Annotated in this window: 12 protein-coding genes and 1 pseudogene; 11 read left to right on the plus strand and 2 right to left on the minus strand. The window is 52.3% G+C overall.

The genetic code is table 11. The features are described from left to right. The first annotated feature begins 84 nt into the window (after positions 1–84). Complete coding sequence (locus O9139_RS29385; protein ID WP_270885290.1) at positions 85–1755, plus strand: glutamine--tRNA ligase/YqeY domain fusion protein; 1671 nt, start codon at positions 85–87, stop codon at positions 1753–1755. A 60-nt stretch (positions 1756–1815) separates the two neighbouring features. Here O9139_RS29385 and O9139_RS29390 read toward each other — a convergent pair. Continuing rightward, a pseudogene (locus tag O9139_RS29390) lies at positions 1816–2373 on the minus strand (glycoside hydrolase family 3 C-terminal domain-containing protein); the annotation flags it as partial. Positions 2374–2459: 86 nt separating this feature from the next. Between O9139_RS29390 and O9139_RS29395 the strand changes: the two are divergent. The 3 genes from O9139_RS29395 to O9139_RS29405 all read left to right on the plus strand — a co-directional run bounded on the left by O9139_RS29395 (position 2460) and on the right by O9139_RS29405 (position 5260). Then, positions 2460–3164, plus strand: coding sequence for a response regulator transcription factor (locus O9139_RS29395; RefSeq protein ID WP_270885291.1), 705 nt, complete (start codon positions 2460–2462; stop codon positions 3162–3164). Beyond that, a complete protein-coding gene (locus O9139_RS29400) occupies positions 3158–4561 on the plus strand; it encodes a HAMP domain-containing sensor histidine kinase (RefSeq protein WP_270885292.1) in 1404 nt (467 codons plus the stop codon). Before O9139_RS29395 ends, O9139_RS29400 begins: the two co-directional genes overlap by 7 nt. Before the next feature lie 78 nt (positions 4562–4639). Continuing rightward, on the plus strand, positions 4640–5260 hold the full coding sequence (locus O9139_RS29405) for a hypothetical protein (RefSeq protein WP_270885293.1): 621 nt from the start codon (positions 4640–4642) through the stop codon (positions 5258–5260). A gap of 125 nt (positions 5261–5385) precedes the next feature. Here the strand turns inward: O9139_RS29405 and O9139_RS29410 are convergent, their stop codons facing one another. Further along, positions 5386–6240 carry a DUF72 domain-containing protein gene (locus O9139_RS29410; RefSeq protein WP_270885294.1) on the minus strand — a complete coding sequence of 285 codons (855 nt, stop codon included), beginning with the start codon at positions 6238–6240 and terminating at the stop codon, positions 5386–5388. A gap of 473 nt (positions 6241–6713) precedes the next feature. Here O9139_RS29410 and O9139_RS29415 point away from each other — a divergent pair, with 473 nt between their 5' ends. The 7 genes from O9139_RS29415 to O9139_RS29445 all read left to right on the plus strand — a co-directional run bounded on the left by O9139_RS29415 (position 6714) and on the right by O9139_RS29445 (position 14841). Beyond that, entirely contained in the window at positions 6714–7679 is a 966-nt protein-coding gene (locus O9139_RS29415; protein WP_270885378.1) for an ABC transporter substrate-binding protein, read from the plus strand. 118 nt (positions 7680–7797) lie between these two features. Next, a complete protein-coding gene (locus O9139_RS29420) occupies positions 7798–8157 on the plus strand; it encodes a DUF2294 domain-containing protein (protein WP_270885295.1) in 360 nt (119 codons plus the stop codon). Between the two features lie 186 nt (positions 8158–8343). Further along, positions 8344–10698 (plus strand): FdhF/YdeP family oxidoreductase, encoded by a 2355-nt coding sequence (locus O9139_RS29425; protein WP_270885296.1) that lies wholly within the window; start codon positions 8344–8346, stop codon positions 10696–10698. A 65-nt stretch (positions 10699–10763) separates the two neighbouring features. After that, complete coding sequence (gene fdhD / locus O9139_RS29430; protein WP_270885379.1) at positions 10764–11504, plus strand: formate dehydrogenase accessory sulfurtransferase FdhD; 741 nt, start codon at positions 10764–10766, stop codon at positions 11502–11504. Positions 11505–11687: 183 nt separating this feature from the next. After that, entirely contained in the window at positions 11688–13043 is a 1356-nt protein-coding gene (locus O9139_RS29435) for an ABC transporter substrate-binding protein (protein ID WP_270885297.1), read from the plus strand. Between the two features lie 98 nt (positions 13044–13141). After that, positions 13142–14023, plus strand: coding sequence for a carbohydrate ABC transporter permease (locus O9139_RS29440; RefSeq protein WP_270885298.1), 882 nt, complete (start codon positions 13142–13144; stop codon positions 14021–14023). Beyond that, positions 14023–14841 carry a carbohydrate ABC transporter permease gene (locus O9139_RS29445; RefSeq protein WP_270885299.1) on the plus strand — a complete coding sequence of 273 codons (819 nt, stop codon included), beginning with the start codon at positions 14023–14025 and terminating at the stop codon, positions 14839–14841. Before O9139_RS29440 ends, O9139_RS29445 begins: the two co-directional genes overlap by 1 nt. The last annotated feature ends 36 nt before the right edge of the window (positions 14842–14877 follow it).

Below are 14877 nucleotides of genomic sequence, written 5' to 3' on the forward strand. Positions count from 1 at the left end.
TTGCTAGCTCCTTTATATTTCAGTTAGATTTAGTGTATGATAGAAAATAAAACTTTAACCTGCGGGAGAAAGGCTGGCCAAACAATGGAAACGAAAACAACCACTGCACCGACAAGCACTCCATCGAACTTCATTAAGAACATTGTAAACGAAGACTTAAAATCAGGCAAAGTGAGCCAGATCATCACCCGCTTTCCCCCAGAGCCGAACGGATACCTTCATATTGGGCATGCGAAGTCGATTTGCCTCAACTTCGATCTTGCTGATGAGTTTAACGGATTAACCAACCTTCGCTTTGACGATACGAATCCGGCCAAAGAAGATATCGAGTACGTAGAGTCCATTAAAGAGGACGTTGCATGGCTGGGCTATACATGGGACGGCTTGTTCTTTGCTTCGAACTATTTTGAAGAAATGTACAGCCGCGCCGTGCTGCTGATCCGCAAAGGATTAGCCTATGTGGACGAGCAAACGGCTGAGCAAATCCGCGAGACGCGCGGTACGTTGACAGAGCCGGGTAAAGAAAGCCCGTATCGCAACCGTTCTGCGGAAGAGAATCTCGCCTTGTTCGAGCGTATGCGCGCCGGCGAGTTTAAAGACGGCGAGCGCGTGCTTCGCGCCAAAATTGACATGTCATCGCCGAATATTAATTTCCGCGATCCGGTCATTTACCGCGTCGTGCATGCCCATCACCACAACACAGGCGATCAATGGTGCATCTACCCGATGTACGCCTTCGCTCATCCGCTGGAAGATGCGATTGAAGGTGTGACGCATTCGATCTGTACGCTGGAGTTCGAAGACCAACGTCCGTTCTACGACTGGGTCGTGCGCGAATGCGAGATGCCGAGTGTGCCGAGACAATATGAGTTTGCCCGCCTGAACTTGACGAATACGGTGATGAGCAAAAGAAAGCTGAAGCAGCTCGTCGACGAGAAAGCGGTAGACGGCTGGGACGATCCGCGGATGCCGACCATCTCCGGTTTGCGCCGACGCGGGTTTACGCCGGAGTCGATCCGCACTTTTGCCCGTGAGATCGGCGTCGCTAAGAGCAACAGCACAGTTGATGCGAAGATGCTGGATCACTTCATCCGCGAGGATTTGAAGCTGAAGGCGCTGCGCACGATGGGCATTCTTAATCCGCTGAAAGTCGTCATCACCAACTATCCGGAGGATCAAGTGGAGATGCTGGTAGCGGAGAATAACACCGAGAATCCGGAGATGGGCACCCGCGAAATTCCGTTCTCCCGCGAGATTTACATCGAGCAGGACGATTTCATGGAAAACCCGCCGAACAAATATTTCCGGTTATTTCCTGGCAATGAAGTGCGCTTGAAGAACGCGTACTTCATCAAGTGCAACGACTTCATCAAAGACGAGAATGGCAAAGTTATTGAGCTGCATTGCACATACGATCCGGAGACGAAGAGCGGCAGCGGCTTCACCGGACGTAAAGTCAAAGGCACGATCCATTGGGTCGATGCCAAAAGCGCCGTACCTGCGGAATTCCGCCTGTACGAGCCGCTGATTTTGGACGATGAAGAGAACGAGGGTGCGTCCTTCCTTGAAAATCTCAACCCGAACTCCTTGCAAATCGTGCAAGGCTTCGTAGAAGAGAATATGAAGCAGGCGAAGCCGCATGATAAGTTCCAATTTTTCCGTCACGGTTATTTCAACGTTGACCCGAAATATACAACAGCGGACCATCTCGTGTTCAACTTGGTCGTTTCCTTGAAGAGCTCGTTCGAGGTCTAAATAAAAAAGTACAGCTTCTCCATGGGGGGAGCTGTACTTTTTTGCTATGCCCTTGCGAGATCAAGCATCTCGCCGGTACGTCTTCGTGCGGGCATCCTCAATAATGCCGTTCCAATTGAGTCCAAAAGCAAAATCGTAGACGTGGCCATCCGCATCCACATGGCACTGCATATCATGCGCGACATCTTCCAATTGTTCTTCGACGGTCTGCATGCCCGCCGGCATTTGCATGGGCAGCAAGCCTGACGGCTCGCAGGCTCCCGTGAGCACATCCACAATCGCTTCGTCCTGCACGCCAAAGTTGGCGATAATGGCGTCAACTTCAGCTTCGAACTCGGCGACAATCGACGAATTGGATAACAGCATGGATACGATGACAGGTTTGCCGTTCATTCGTCGTTTGGTCTCCAGCACCAGGTCCAGGTCGCCTGCATTGCGCACGGTAACGGTTTATCCTTGATACGATCGGTTTAGAACATCATTTGGTCTTGGGTCGCCAGCCATGCTGCATGCACGGGCATGTTCGGCCGTATAAGGCCTGTACTGGAGGCTGATCGGCACATAGCCGTTGCCGCCTCTGTTCGCATCTTCCTCGCTGTATCCCAGCCCTGTCAGGGGACCCGGAACAATACAGTTGAAGAATAAGAACAATTTTTGTTATGTTCTATTTGTATGAGGCGAAGCCCACCCGAAGGAGTGATCCCATGACAACGATACTCGTCGTAGACGATGACCACAATATTTGCAGAATTACAAAGCTGTATTTAGTGAAAAATGGATTTGCTGTATTGACTGCACATGATGGCGAGCAAGCGCTGGAGCAGTTCGAGGCACATCTGCCTGATTTTATCGTGCTGGATCTCATGCTGCCGAAGCGGGACGGATGGTCCGTCTGCCAGCGGATTCGTGCTTCGAGCGATGTGCCGATCTTGATGCTGACGGCGCGCGGAGAAGTGGACGAGCGGATCGGGGGACTGAACATGGGGGCTGATGACTATATGGTCAAGCCGTTTGATCCCAATGAGCTGGTCGCGCGAATTACCACCATTTTGCGCAGATCTTCTCAGCGGCAGGTTTCACCGTTCAATTCCAATATCTATGAAGTTGGTAGCTTGCGGGTGGATGCGGTCTCGCACGAAGTAACCGTTGAAGGCCAGCTGGTGGCTTTGCCCCGTAAGGAATATGAGTTGCTGCTGTTCCTGGTGCGTAATCCGAACCAGGTGTTCACGCGGGAAGATTTAATATCCAAAATATGGGGTTGGGACTTCGAGGGAGAGGACCGGGTCGTCGATCTGTATATCAAAAGGCTGCGGCAAAAGCTGAGCGCTTTAACCGAGCGCCAAATTGACTGGAACATCCGCACGGTGTGGGGTGTCGGTTATAAGTTTGAGGGGCCAGGCGCATGCTGAATTCTTTTTACCGCAAGCTATTATTCATTTATGTCACTATTACAATCGTTTCGATCATTGCGATTTCTGGCACAATCGGTTACACAATGCGGCAAAATACATACGACCGCAGTGAGCAAATTTTGCTTGAAAAGGTGACGCAAGTAGACGAGCTGGCGAAGGATCTGCTCGATAACTCAATGCTGCCCAAAGATTTTCGCAAGCAAATTGCTGCCATTGAAAAATCGTCCAACGTTCGCGTATCGGTCATTAAGCATCCGAAGCTGAACTCGGATAAATTGAATTCTGTCGGTGAACCGCCAGCCCGCAAAGAATGGGCCGACAAGCTGCTAAGCGGCGAGCCTGTGACGGCTAAGGGCAGCTTCAGCACGAGCGACAGCACGAAAATGCTGATTGTAGGGCGGCCGGTATGGCTGGACAACCGCGTGGTTGGCGGCATTTTTCTGTACACGCCGATTCAGGATATTCAAGGCACGATTAACGAGATTAACCGGGCCATTGTCATCTCGGCCGTGCTCATTGCGGCGCTAGCCGTAGCGGTGCTGTACTTTGTCTCCCGCCATTTCGTGAAGCCGATTCAGTCGATGAGCCGAACGGCGGAAGCGCTGGCTCTGGGAGATTTCAGCGGCCGAGTGGCGGTGCGGGGACAGGATGAGATCGCCTCGCTGGCTGCCTCGCTGAACCGTATGGCCGGCAAGCTCGAGAAGGTCGAGGACAGCCGCAAGCGGTTCCTCTCGGAAATCTCGCATGAGCTGCGGACACCGCTGACGACGATCCGGGCGTCATTGCAAGGGCTTGTCGATGGGGTCGTCGAGCCGCAAGACGCGCAAGAATTTATTCGGGTTTCACTCGGTGAAACCATCCGTTTGAGCAAGCTGGTGGATGATTTGCTGCAGCTTTCTTCTTTTGAGGAAAAGCAGGTGAAGCTGCATCTGCAGCAGGTCGATGCGGGCGAATTGAGCGTATATGTCGTGACGCAGTTGAAAATGAAGGCAAAAGCGAAGCGTATTGAGCTATTTGCAGATGAAGGCATCCCCTTGTTCGTCCAGGCTGACGCTGACCGGCTGAGGCAGGTGCTGATTAATCTGCTCGATAACGCCATCAACCATATCCCGGAAGGCTCGCAGGCCGGCATTCGCATCAAATCAGTCAAACACGAGCGGTGGATCGAGGTCTGGGATAACGGTCCAGGCATCCCGCCGGACAAGCTGCCTCACTTGTTCGACCGCTTCTACAAGGCAGACGAAAGCCGCAATCGCTCAGGTGCAGGCTTAGGATTGACCATTTGCAAGATGATCGTAGAAGCGCACGGTGGTTCGATGCGCGTTCACTCGCAAACAGGGCAAGGGACGGTTTTTCAGATATTTTTGCCGCATTCGCCTATGACAAACTTATGACATATTTATCCGCTAGTATAGAACGCGTAGGGTAAAGAGCAAGCTGTTTACCGAATACGATTCCAAGGAGAAGTGACCATGATGATGAAAAAGTTAGTCGGACTGGCTTTGGCAGGCGCAATTGTAGTATCTGTACCTTTCGCTGCATTTGCGGCGGATGCACCTCTTCAGCCAGGCAAACAGTTGTTGCAGGATAAAGCGCAAGTACTCGGCATTTCCACAGATGGCAAGACGAACGAGCAGATCAAAGCGGAAGTGAAAGCCGCAATCGCAGCGAAGCATCTGGACCGTCTGAAGGCGGCGGCAGGAAAGCTGGGCATCAGCACGGACGGCAAATCTGCGGATCAGTTGAAAGCAGATATTCAAGCGGCTGTGCTGGCCAAGCGTCAGGCCAAAGCGGCGAAGCTCGGCATTGCTACGGATGGCAAGACGAGCAAAGATTTGAAAACCGCGATTCAGGCAGCGGAGCTGGCAAAGCTCAAGGAGCAGGCGGCTAAAGCGGGCATCTCAACAGATGGCCTGACAGCAAAGCAAATTCGCGCTGCATTGAAGCAAGCGAAGGAAAGCAAAAGAGCGGAAGCGCTGAATAAGCGTGCGGCTAAATTAGGTATCAGCACGGATGGCAAGACGACGGAGCAAATCTTCGCTGAGGTGGAAAGTGCGCTGAAAGCGAAATGGGAGAAGCAAGCGGCGAAGTAATTTTGCTTGCTACAAACAGCTCAAGCGGAAACTTCCATGACCCTCGATCGGGTCACAGGCTACGATGAGAATTCCATAGCCTCCAGCCCCACTTGCAAGAGTGGAGTTGGAGGCATTTTTGCATCCTACTCGTCTTCAAACATATCCATCTGCTCGGGAGGAAGCGCTGCAGCTTCCAGGCCTAGAAGCTCCATAAGCTGCAAAGCATTCTCCGCAGCATCTCCGCCCGAATTATTATTGAAAATGACGCACACCTCGGCCGTATCCTCCGTCAGCTGCAGCAAATACTCCTTCCATACCAGCAGTTCCTCACGATTATAGCGGTAAAGGTACCGCACGTCCCGCCAATTTGCATTGCCGCTGGATGTCCAGCCGCTGTGATTTCTGCCGTGGAAACGGACGACGGTGAGCTCCCTGTGGGTCACCTCCAGAACAGTAGGCACAGAGCCCGGGAAGACTTGCGGCTCATCACAAATGCTGTGCATCCAGCCTTCATCGCGCATGAACTGCAGCGTCCTGTCACGCATGCCCGGCGCAAACCAGCTCTGATGGCGGAACTCAAGCGCTATAGGGAGTCCGCTCATTCGCTCCTTGGCGGCCCGGACGATATTTACATTTTTTCTGTTGCAATCGAACCAGGGCGGGTACTGAAAAAGGACAGCCTTCAGCTTATTCGCTTCGATAACAGGAAGAATAGACTCCCTGAAGCTGGCAAACATCTGGTCTGTATCCGCTTCGGACATTTCTTGCCGTGTATGTCCCGTCATCCCTTGATAGGCTTTAATCAAGAAAGAGAAATGGCCAGGCGTGTCCTTTACCCATCGGCGATAGACAACGTCCTTGTGGATCGCATAATAAGAGCTGTCGAGTTCAACGACGGAAAAATATCGGCTATATACGTTCAGCTTATCCGGCGACTTCACCCCAGCCGGGTAAAGCTTATCGTGGTCTCCCCATCCTGCAAGCCCAATTGAGATCATGTTTTCCACCATCTTTATAAAGTTAACGGCTTATTCGGTTTCAACAAGCCATTTTCGTATTTTAGGATAAAATCGGGAATCGTCAGTGCATTGTAGGTCTTTTATCATTATTCGCAATGGCCAGGAACAATTTTACAATATAGTATAAATTATAATATAACATGATCTATTTTTACAGAATCAGACGAATTAAATAGGAACTAGGGAATGGTGGGAATACGTCCGTTAAGCAATGATAATGCAATGAACAAAATTGTAGATATCACAGAAAACAGCATAGGCCAAATGCATACAAGAATTAGCTTGCTTTCGGTGTCACGAAGACTTGACATATGAAAAATATGGAATTACTATGTAATGGATAATGATAATCATTCTCATACATGGTAGGGGGGTCGAAATTGGTTAGTAAAGGGGTTTTAAAAGCGAGCCGAAGCTGGAGCGGACGACTGTCCATCTTTTTAACAGTTTGCATGCTTGTCCTAGCAGGCTGCGGGCAGAAGGCGGAGACGACACAGGCGGATGCCAAACAGACAACAGAGGCGAAGCAATTAGGTGCGGCAGCATCCCAAAAACCTGAAGCAGCACCAAGCCAGGCTGAATATGTGGTTAAGCACGCAATGGGTGAAACGAAAATTACCGGCACGCCGAAAAAGGTAGTGGTGCTGACGAACGAAGGAACCGAGGCTGTACTGGCCCTCGGAGTAAAGCCTGTCGGGGCTGTAAAATCTTTTACCTTATCGGGCGATTGGTATGATCATATTCAAGCGGACATGGAAGGCGTCAAAGTCGTAGGTGACGAGAACCAGCCGAACCTGGAACTGATCGCTTCGTTGAAGCCGGACCTTATTATCGGCAACAAGCTGCGCCAAGAAAAGGTGTACCAGCAGCTATCCGCTATTGCGCCAACGGTGTTTTCCGAGAAGCTGATGGGCGATTGGCAAGTGAATTTTAAGCTGTATGCGGAAGCATTGAATAAAAAATCGGAAGGCGATCAACTGATCGGCAATTTCGAGAAGCGAATTGCGGACTTCAAGCAAAAAGCCGGCGACAAGCTGAATACGAAAGTATCTATCGTAAGGTTTATGCCTGGCAAGGTGCGTATTTACATGAAAGATACATTTTCTGGCGTTGTCTTGAAGAAACTAGGCTTCCAGCGCCCGGCGCCGCAGGATCAAGAGAAGTTCGCGGATGACGTTCAGAAGGAACGTATTCCGGATATGAACGGCGATGTGCTGTTCTATTTCAACTATGAGAATGACAAAGGGGAAGCGGGCAAGACCGAACAGGATTGGGCGAACGATCCTTTGTGGAAAAATCTTGACGTAGTGAAAAAAGGCAACGTCCATAAAGTAAGCGATGCCGTATGGAACACGGCCGGCGGGATTATAGCCGCGAACCTGCTGCTGGATGATTTGGAGAAATACTTTTTGAAATAAACAGCACAGAGCTGCTGAATTGCCCTGAGCGAGGATGAATCGCTTGGGGCTTTTTAGTTGTCAGGTATACGCTTTCTTGCTAAGATAAAAGCAGATTATGTAAAAGGTGGCTTAGCCGATGAATCGAGTCGAGGCCGAATTCAGCAATTTGGTGAAGGCGTACCGCAAGCGCCATATGGGCAAGGGCCCCGAGCGCGTCACGACAACCTTTTCTAAGCACTGGGCGATTTGTGAGATGGAGGGCAATCTGTCTCCTGTGGAGAAATTTATCGCGAAAACCGACGATGGCAAAAGTATGCTCCGTACGGCTCGCACCGAGATGGTCAAAGAAATTTACCGCAATCACCCTCCGATTGAGATGGAGGAGCTGCTCGGCGCCAAATTTGTCCGGCTGTTTGTGGATATCGATATCCAGCAGGATATTGGCATGTCGGTCTTCGTTTTTGACCAGGATTTAGAGAAGAAATTTTGCAAATAAGATACATTCAGTACGTGCAGATACATAAGTAAGGTGCTGTTGGCACTTGGTAGCGACCCTGCCGGAGACTAACCACTGTAAGACATTCCATGAGGATTCTTGACGTAAGAATCGAAAGGGCTGTTTTGCGGTGGTTTTTTATTTCAGGTCAAATTAACGAGAATCGTTTAAGGAGTGTTATTGAATATGGGAACAACCAAACATACCGGCCCCATTAAACTGCCGGCCAAGCCGGATCCGAAGCTGTGGGTGAGCAAAGTGCCTTTTGGGCTTGGAAAAATCAAACCGCACCATATCCGAGAAACGGCGAAAATCGCCTGGCAAAACCGGGATAATTTGCCGTACGCGTACCGCATCTTGACGCAAGGGGTTTGCGATGGCTGCGCCTTAGGCGTCTCTGGGTTGTACGACCAGACGCTGGCGGGGCCGCATCTGTGCACGACGCGGCTGAATGTGCTGCGGCTTAACACAATGCCGGCGATTCATGAAGATGTTCTTCATGCCGACATCGACGAGCTGCGCCGCATGAACAGCACCGAGCTCAGAGGGCTCGGGCGCATTCCTTATCCGCTCATCCGCAGGCATGGGGAGCGCAGGTTCAGCAGAGCCAGCTGGGACGAGGCGCTGGACACGATTGCGGCTAAGATACGGGCGATTAACCCGAAGCAGATGGCTTTTTATTTGACGGCGCGGGGCATTACGAATGAGTCGTATTATACGGCTGCGAAAGTGGCGAGGCTGTTGGGCACGAGCAACATTGACAACGCCTCGCGCATCTGCCATTCGCCGTCGAAGACAGCGCTCAAGCGCTCCGTCGGCGTCGGCGCCTCGACCTGCAACTATAAGGATTGGATCGGCACGGATGTCCTCGTGTTCTGGGGAAGCGTGGCGGCGAACAATCAGCCGGTCTCGACCAAATACATGTACGCGGCTAAGCGCAAGGGGACGAAGATCATTGTCATTAATCCGTACTTCGAGCCATCGATGGCGCAGTACTGGATTCCTTCTATAGCCGAATCGGCGTTATTCGGCACCAAGCTGGCGGACGATGTGTACCAGGTTAACATCGGCGGCGACATCGCCTTCATGAACGGCGTCATGAAGGTATGGTTCGAGATGGAGGAGGTCCAGCCGGGCTCCGCCATCGATCACGCGTTCGTGCAGGCGCACACGAACGGCTACAAGGAGCTGCGCGCTCACGTCACGCAGCAGGACTGGACGACGCTGGAGCAGTCGTCCGGGATGAGCCGCGAACGCATGCGCGAGTTCGCGGAGCTGTTGGCGCGTGCCAAGAGTGCGGTGTTTGTGTGGAGCATGGGGCTCACACAGCACCGCTTTGGCACGGACAACATCTCGCAGGTGGCGAATCTCGCCCTCCTGCGGGGGTTCCTCGGCCGCGAGCATTGCGGGCTGATGCCCATCCGCGGCCACAGCGGCGTGCAGGGATCCGGCGAAATGGGCGCCGATCCCTTCAGCTTGCCCGGCGGCGAATGGAGCAATGCCGCCGACCGCAAACGCATCGAGCAGCTCTGGGGCTTCGAGCTGCCGCAGTGGCAAGGTGACATCGTCGGTGTCACCTTAGAGAACGCGCTCCTGCCAGAGGAACAGGAGCGCAAGCTCCGGCTGTTCTACACGTCCGGCGGCAACTTCCTCGAGACGATGCCGGACCCTGAGTTCATCCGGCAGGCTTTAGAGGCAGTTGAAATCCGCGTCCATCAGGACATCATACTGAACACCTCCACGCTGCTCGATGCGCGGGAGGCAGTCGTGGTGCTGCCGGCGATGACGCGCTACGAGCAGCCTGGTGGCGGGACGTCCACCTCGACGGAGCGCATGGTGTACTTCTCGCCGGAGATCGCCGGCCCCCGCATCGGTGAAGCCCGCGCGGAATGGGCGATCTATACCGATCTTGCCCGCCGCGTGAAGCCCGAAGCCGCAGACCTGATCGGCTGCGGCAGTGCCGAAGCGATCCGCGCGGAGATCGCCCAGGCCGCGCCTGCCTATGACGGCGTCCAGCATCTGCGCGAGCGCGGCGATGTGTTCCAATGGGGCGGCGCTTGGCTGTGCGAAGACGGCGTCTGCCCGACGCCGGATAGCCGCGGCGCGCTGCTGCCGATTGAGCTGCCGGAGCTGCGCAAACCGGAGGGGCATTTTGCCGTCACGACGCGGCGGGGCAAGCAGTTCAACTCGATGATCTACAGCGATGTTGATCCGTTCAACGCCGCGGACCGGTACGATGTGCTGATGCACGTCGATGACGCGAATGCGTTGTCGCTGCGGGAGGGCGAGGCCATTGTGGTTTATAATCGTTTCGGCAGCATGCACGGCAGAGTGAAATGGGCCGCCGTGAAGGCTGGCAATATTGAGGTGCACTGGCCGGAGGGGAATCCGTTGATTCCGAAGGGCGTGTATGAGGCTTATGCGGGCATCCCGGAATATAACACGGCTGTAATCGTGGAGAAGGCGGAGACGTATCACGCGCATAAAGATACGCGTTATGTGGAAAGAAGAATTCAGGAATTGGAAGTTGAAGTGGGGTGAGGCAAAGCGTGAATGAACGACAGTCCACCACCACTTGGCAGATTCACCGGTTTACCGGGGCGGAGATGGTGGGGCAGGAGGATACAATTGCTGTAGAATCGCCGCTCACCATTAAAATCAACGGCGAGGAGTTTGCCACCATGGTCTGCACACCGACAGCTGTTGAGGACCTGGTGACAGGCTTCCTGGCCGCAGAGGGGCTCATCCGGTTCGCCGATCAAATCGAGGCGCTCAGCCTCGACATGGAGCGCGGCTATGCGCAAGTGAAGCTGCACCATCTTCATCAGTTCAATCAGGCGATGGTATCCAAGCGGTTCATCGGTTCCTGCTGCGGCAAGAGCCGCCAGTTTTATTTTCATAACGATGCGCAGACGGCGCGAACGGTTCGCACCTCCTTGCAGGTGTCCGTTCAGCAATGTTTCGAGTTGATGCGCGAGCTGCAGGAGCAATCGGAGGACTTCCGGGCGACAGGGGGGCTGCATAACGCTGCTTTGTGTACGCCAAACGAGGTGCTGCTGACGAGAGCGGATATCGGCCGCCACAATGCGCTTGATAAAATCTACGGCCATATGCTGAGGCAGCGCATCGCGCCGCGAAATAAACTGATTGCCTTCAGCGGACGCGTCTCTTCGGAGGTCGCGCTGAAGGCGGCGAAGATGGGGGTCGGCATTTTGCTGTCCAAATCGGCGCCGACAGACCTGGCGCTTCAGCTTGCCAATGATTTGGGAATTACGGTAGTCGGCTTTATTCGCCGCGACCAATTAACGGTCTACACGCACCCCGAGCGCATCACCGAATGTATATGAAATGACCAATCTGAGAACCCTCATCTCCGCGTGGACGCGGGTGGGGGTTCTCTTTTTGTTACATTCCTTTACGTGTAGTTATGCATGTTTAATCTTAGTTATTTCAAGATAACCTAGAAATCAACTATTCTTAGTAATGTAAGCACATTCATTTATCGCATTCTTGGGGAGGTCATAGATCAGATGAAAAAATCTTTAAAACCATGGATTGGCGCTGGTACGACACTTATGATGGCGGCAACATTCCTTGCGGGCTGCGGCAGTGCCGCCAATACGGCACAAGAAACAGGCAAGCCGGCTGCTACTGCGGCAGCGACTGCAGCAGCGGGAGCCAAGCCGTTCGCAGGCAAAACGATCTCGCTCGTTACTGCCAACCATCCTTGGGCGGATGCCATTAAGCCGCTGCTGCCGGATTTCGAGAAAGAGACGGGCATCAAAGTAAACGTGGAGAGCTTCTTCGAGGATCAACTGACGCAAAAGCTGACCGTGCAATTCACTTCAGGCTCGGCTACGCCGGACGTATTCATGTATCGCCCGCTGCAGGAAGGCAAGCTGTTCTTCAAGAACGGCTGGGTTCAACCGCTGGATGACTACGCCAAAAAAGACGCTAATTACGACTTTAACGATTTTACCAAATCGGCTATTGGCTCAACGACGGTAGATTCGAAGCTGGCCGGCATCCCGATCATTACTGAGCAGGAAATTTTGTACTACCGCAAGGACTTGCTGGAGAAAGCGGGCATCGCGGTGCCAAAAACGATGGATGAGCTTCAGGCTGCAGTGAAAAAGCTGCACGATCCGAAGAACGAAATGTACGGATTCGTAGCCAGAGGCCAGCGTTCGCCGCTCGTAACGCAAGTGTCCTCGTTCTTGTATTCGGAAGGCGCTGACTTCACGAATGGTGACAAGGCGACGATTAACACGCCTGAAGCGGTAAAAGCTTTTACCACTTACGGCACCCTGCTTAAGGATTATGCACCTCCGGGCGTATTGAATATGTCTTGGCCGCAAGCTTTCGCTATTTTTGCCCAAGGTAAAGTCGCTTTCTTGACGGATGCCAACTCCCTTTACAACAACGCCATCGATCCTGCGAAATCTCAGGTGGCCGATAAAGTCGGATTTGCTGTCTTCCCTGGTGGCAAAGGAGGCTCCAAGCCTTACAGCATCACCTCTTGGGGGCTGGCGATGAATGCCAAGTCCGGCAATAAAGATGCGACTTGGGCGTTCATTCAATGGGCGACTAGCAAGGATATCGTGCTGAAAACGCAGCAAAAAGGCAACCCTGGCGCGCGCACATCGGTATGGGATAAACCGGAAGGCACAACAGGCTTCCCTGCAGCGCTCGTTCCGGTTATTAAAGAAAGCGCCAAATCCGGCGTTGACCATGACCGTCCGACTGTTATCAGCGTAGGCGAAGCTCGCGATGCAGTGGGTGAGATCGTGCAGAAGCTCATGACAGGCGAAACGAACATTCAGCCGGTCGCGGATAAAGCAAATCAAGCGCTGCAAACGATCATGGACAAAGACAAGTCGAAGTAATGGAATGATCTAGAGAGATAGATAGGTCAAAGGGGCCAGCTCATGGCCCTTTTGATCACTTATAAGCATGTGAATGGACTAGGAAGGGGGAATGCAGTGTGCAATACAGTTGGTTTAACCGTAACTTAAAATGGATTTATACGCTCCCGGCTGTGTTCTTCGTCCTCCTCATGATGCTGTTTCCCATTATTTATACCGTGCGGATCAGCTTCTATGAATGGAGCATGTCGGCAACGACACCTCCGATGTGGGTCGGGTTAGGCAACTATGTCGCTTTATTCAAGGATGAGCGCTTCTGGCACGCGGTAGGGTCTACGTTTTATTTCACCGTTGCGGCGTTGGCCCTGGAAGTGATACTGGGTGTTGCGATCGCCTTGCTGCTTTCTAGAGAATTTAAAGGAAAAAATCTAGTAAAAACCGTGTTCCTGCTGCCCATGGTAGCGACGCCAGTGGCTATGGGTTTGGTTTGGATGCTGATTTATGAGCCTACGATCGGCGTGGCGAATATGATGCTCAAATCGATGGGCCTGGAGCCGCTCTTATGGCTGGCATCGCCCAATCAGGTCATTCCCTCTCTCGTCATTGTTGACGTCTGGGAATGGACACCAATGATTGCGTTGATTATTATGGCTGGTCTGGCTACATTGCCATCAGATCCTTATGAGGCTGCGGATGTGGACGGTGCAAGCGCCTGGACGAAATTCGTGTCGATTACCCTGCCCCTGCTGAGACCGACGATTATTGTCGCTGCGATGCTTCGTCTGATCGATGTGCTCAAGACGTTCGATATTATTTATGCGACCACGCAAGGCGGACCTAACTTTTCGTCCGAGACGTTGAATTTGTACGGCTATGTACAAGGCTTCCAGTACTTTAAGCTGGGCTCGGCTTCTTCTCTGCTCGTCGTCTTCTTTATGCTGGTTATGGGCTTAACGCTGTTTATGATTTGGATGCGCAAACGATTGGAGGGAGCGTCATAATGAAAAAGCAAGGCAAAGGCAAACGCTTCCTGCAAACGCTGCTCACGTTCCTGGTTCTTATCGTGTTTGCTTTCCCGTTCGTTTGGATGCTGCTCGCCTCCTTTAAGACGCAGGCACAGATTTTATCCACTGGTCAATTATTTGTATTCAAACCGACATTCCACAATTATGTGGCCGTATTCAAGGAATATGACTTCCTGAAGTTTATTTGGAACAGTTTTGTCGTCGCTTTCGGTTCGACACTGCTCAGCCTAATCCTGGGCTTGCCGGCCGCTTATGCCATCGCTAGGCATCACCTGCAAAAATTAGGGCTGCTCATCCTGGTTGCGAGAATTATCCCGGGGATCACGTTCCTGATTCCCTGGTTTATCCTGTTCTCCAAAATCCATTTGGTGGACACGTATACAGCACTTATTTTGAGTCATATGCTCGTCGGTCTTCCCTTCATTATCTGGATTATGATTTCGTTCTTCGAGGCGCTGCCGACGGAAATCGAGGAGTCTGCACTGATCGACGGATGCACGCACCATCAAGTGTTTTTGCGGATCATTATGCCGATCTCGGGCCCTGGTGTCATTACTTCCTCACTCTTATCGTTCATCTTCTCGTGGAACAATTTCATGTTCTCGATTATTTTGGCAGGGGACAAAACGAAAACGTTGCCGATTGCGGTATTTAATTTTATGTCTTACTCCGAAATCAATTGGGGTGCGCTAATGGCTGCTGCTTGTATCATCACCCTGCCGGTGCTGCTCATTGCTCTGGTTTCACAGCGCTATGTCGTCAGCGGGCTTGCCGCCGGGGCTGTAAAAGGCTAATCTTGGTGATTCTAAATATGACAGAGTGGATGCCTT

Source organism: Paenibacillus aestuarii (assembly GCF_027789125.1).
Taxonomy (GTDB): Bacteria; Bacillota; Bacilli; order Paenibacillales; family NBRC-103111; genus Paenibacillus_E; species Paenibacillus_E aestuarii.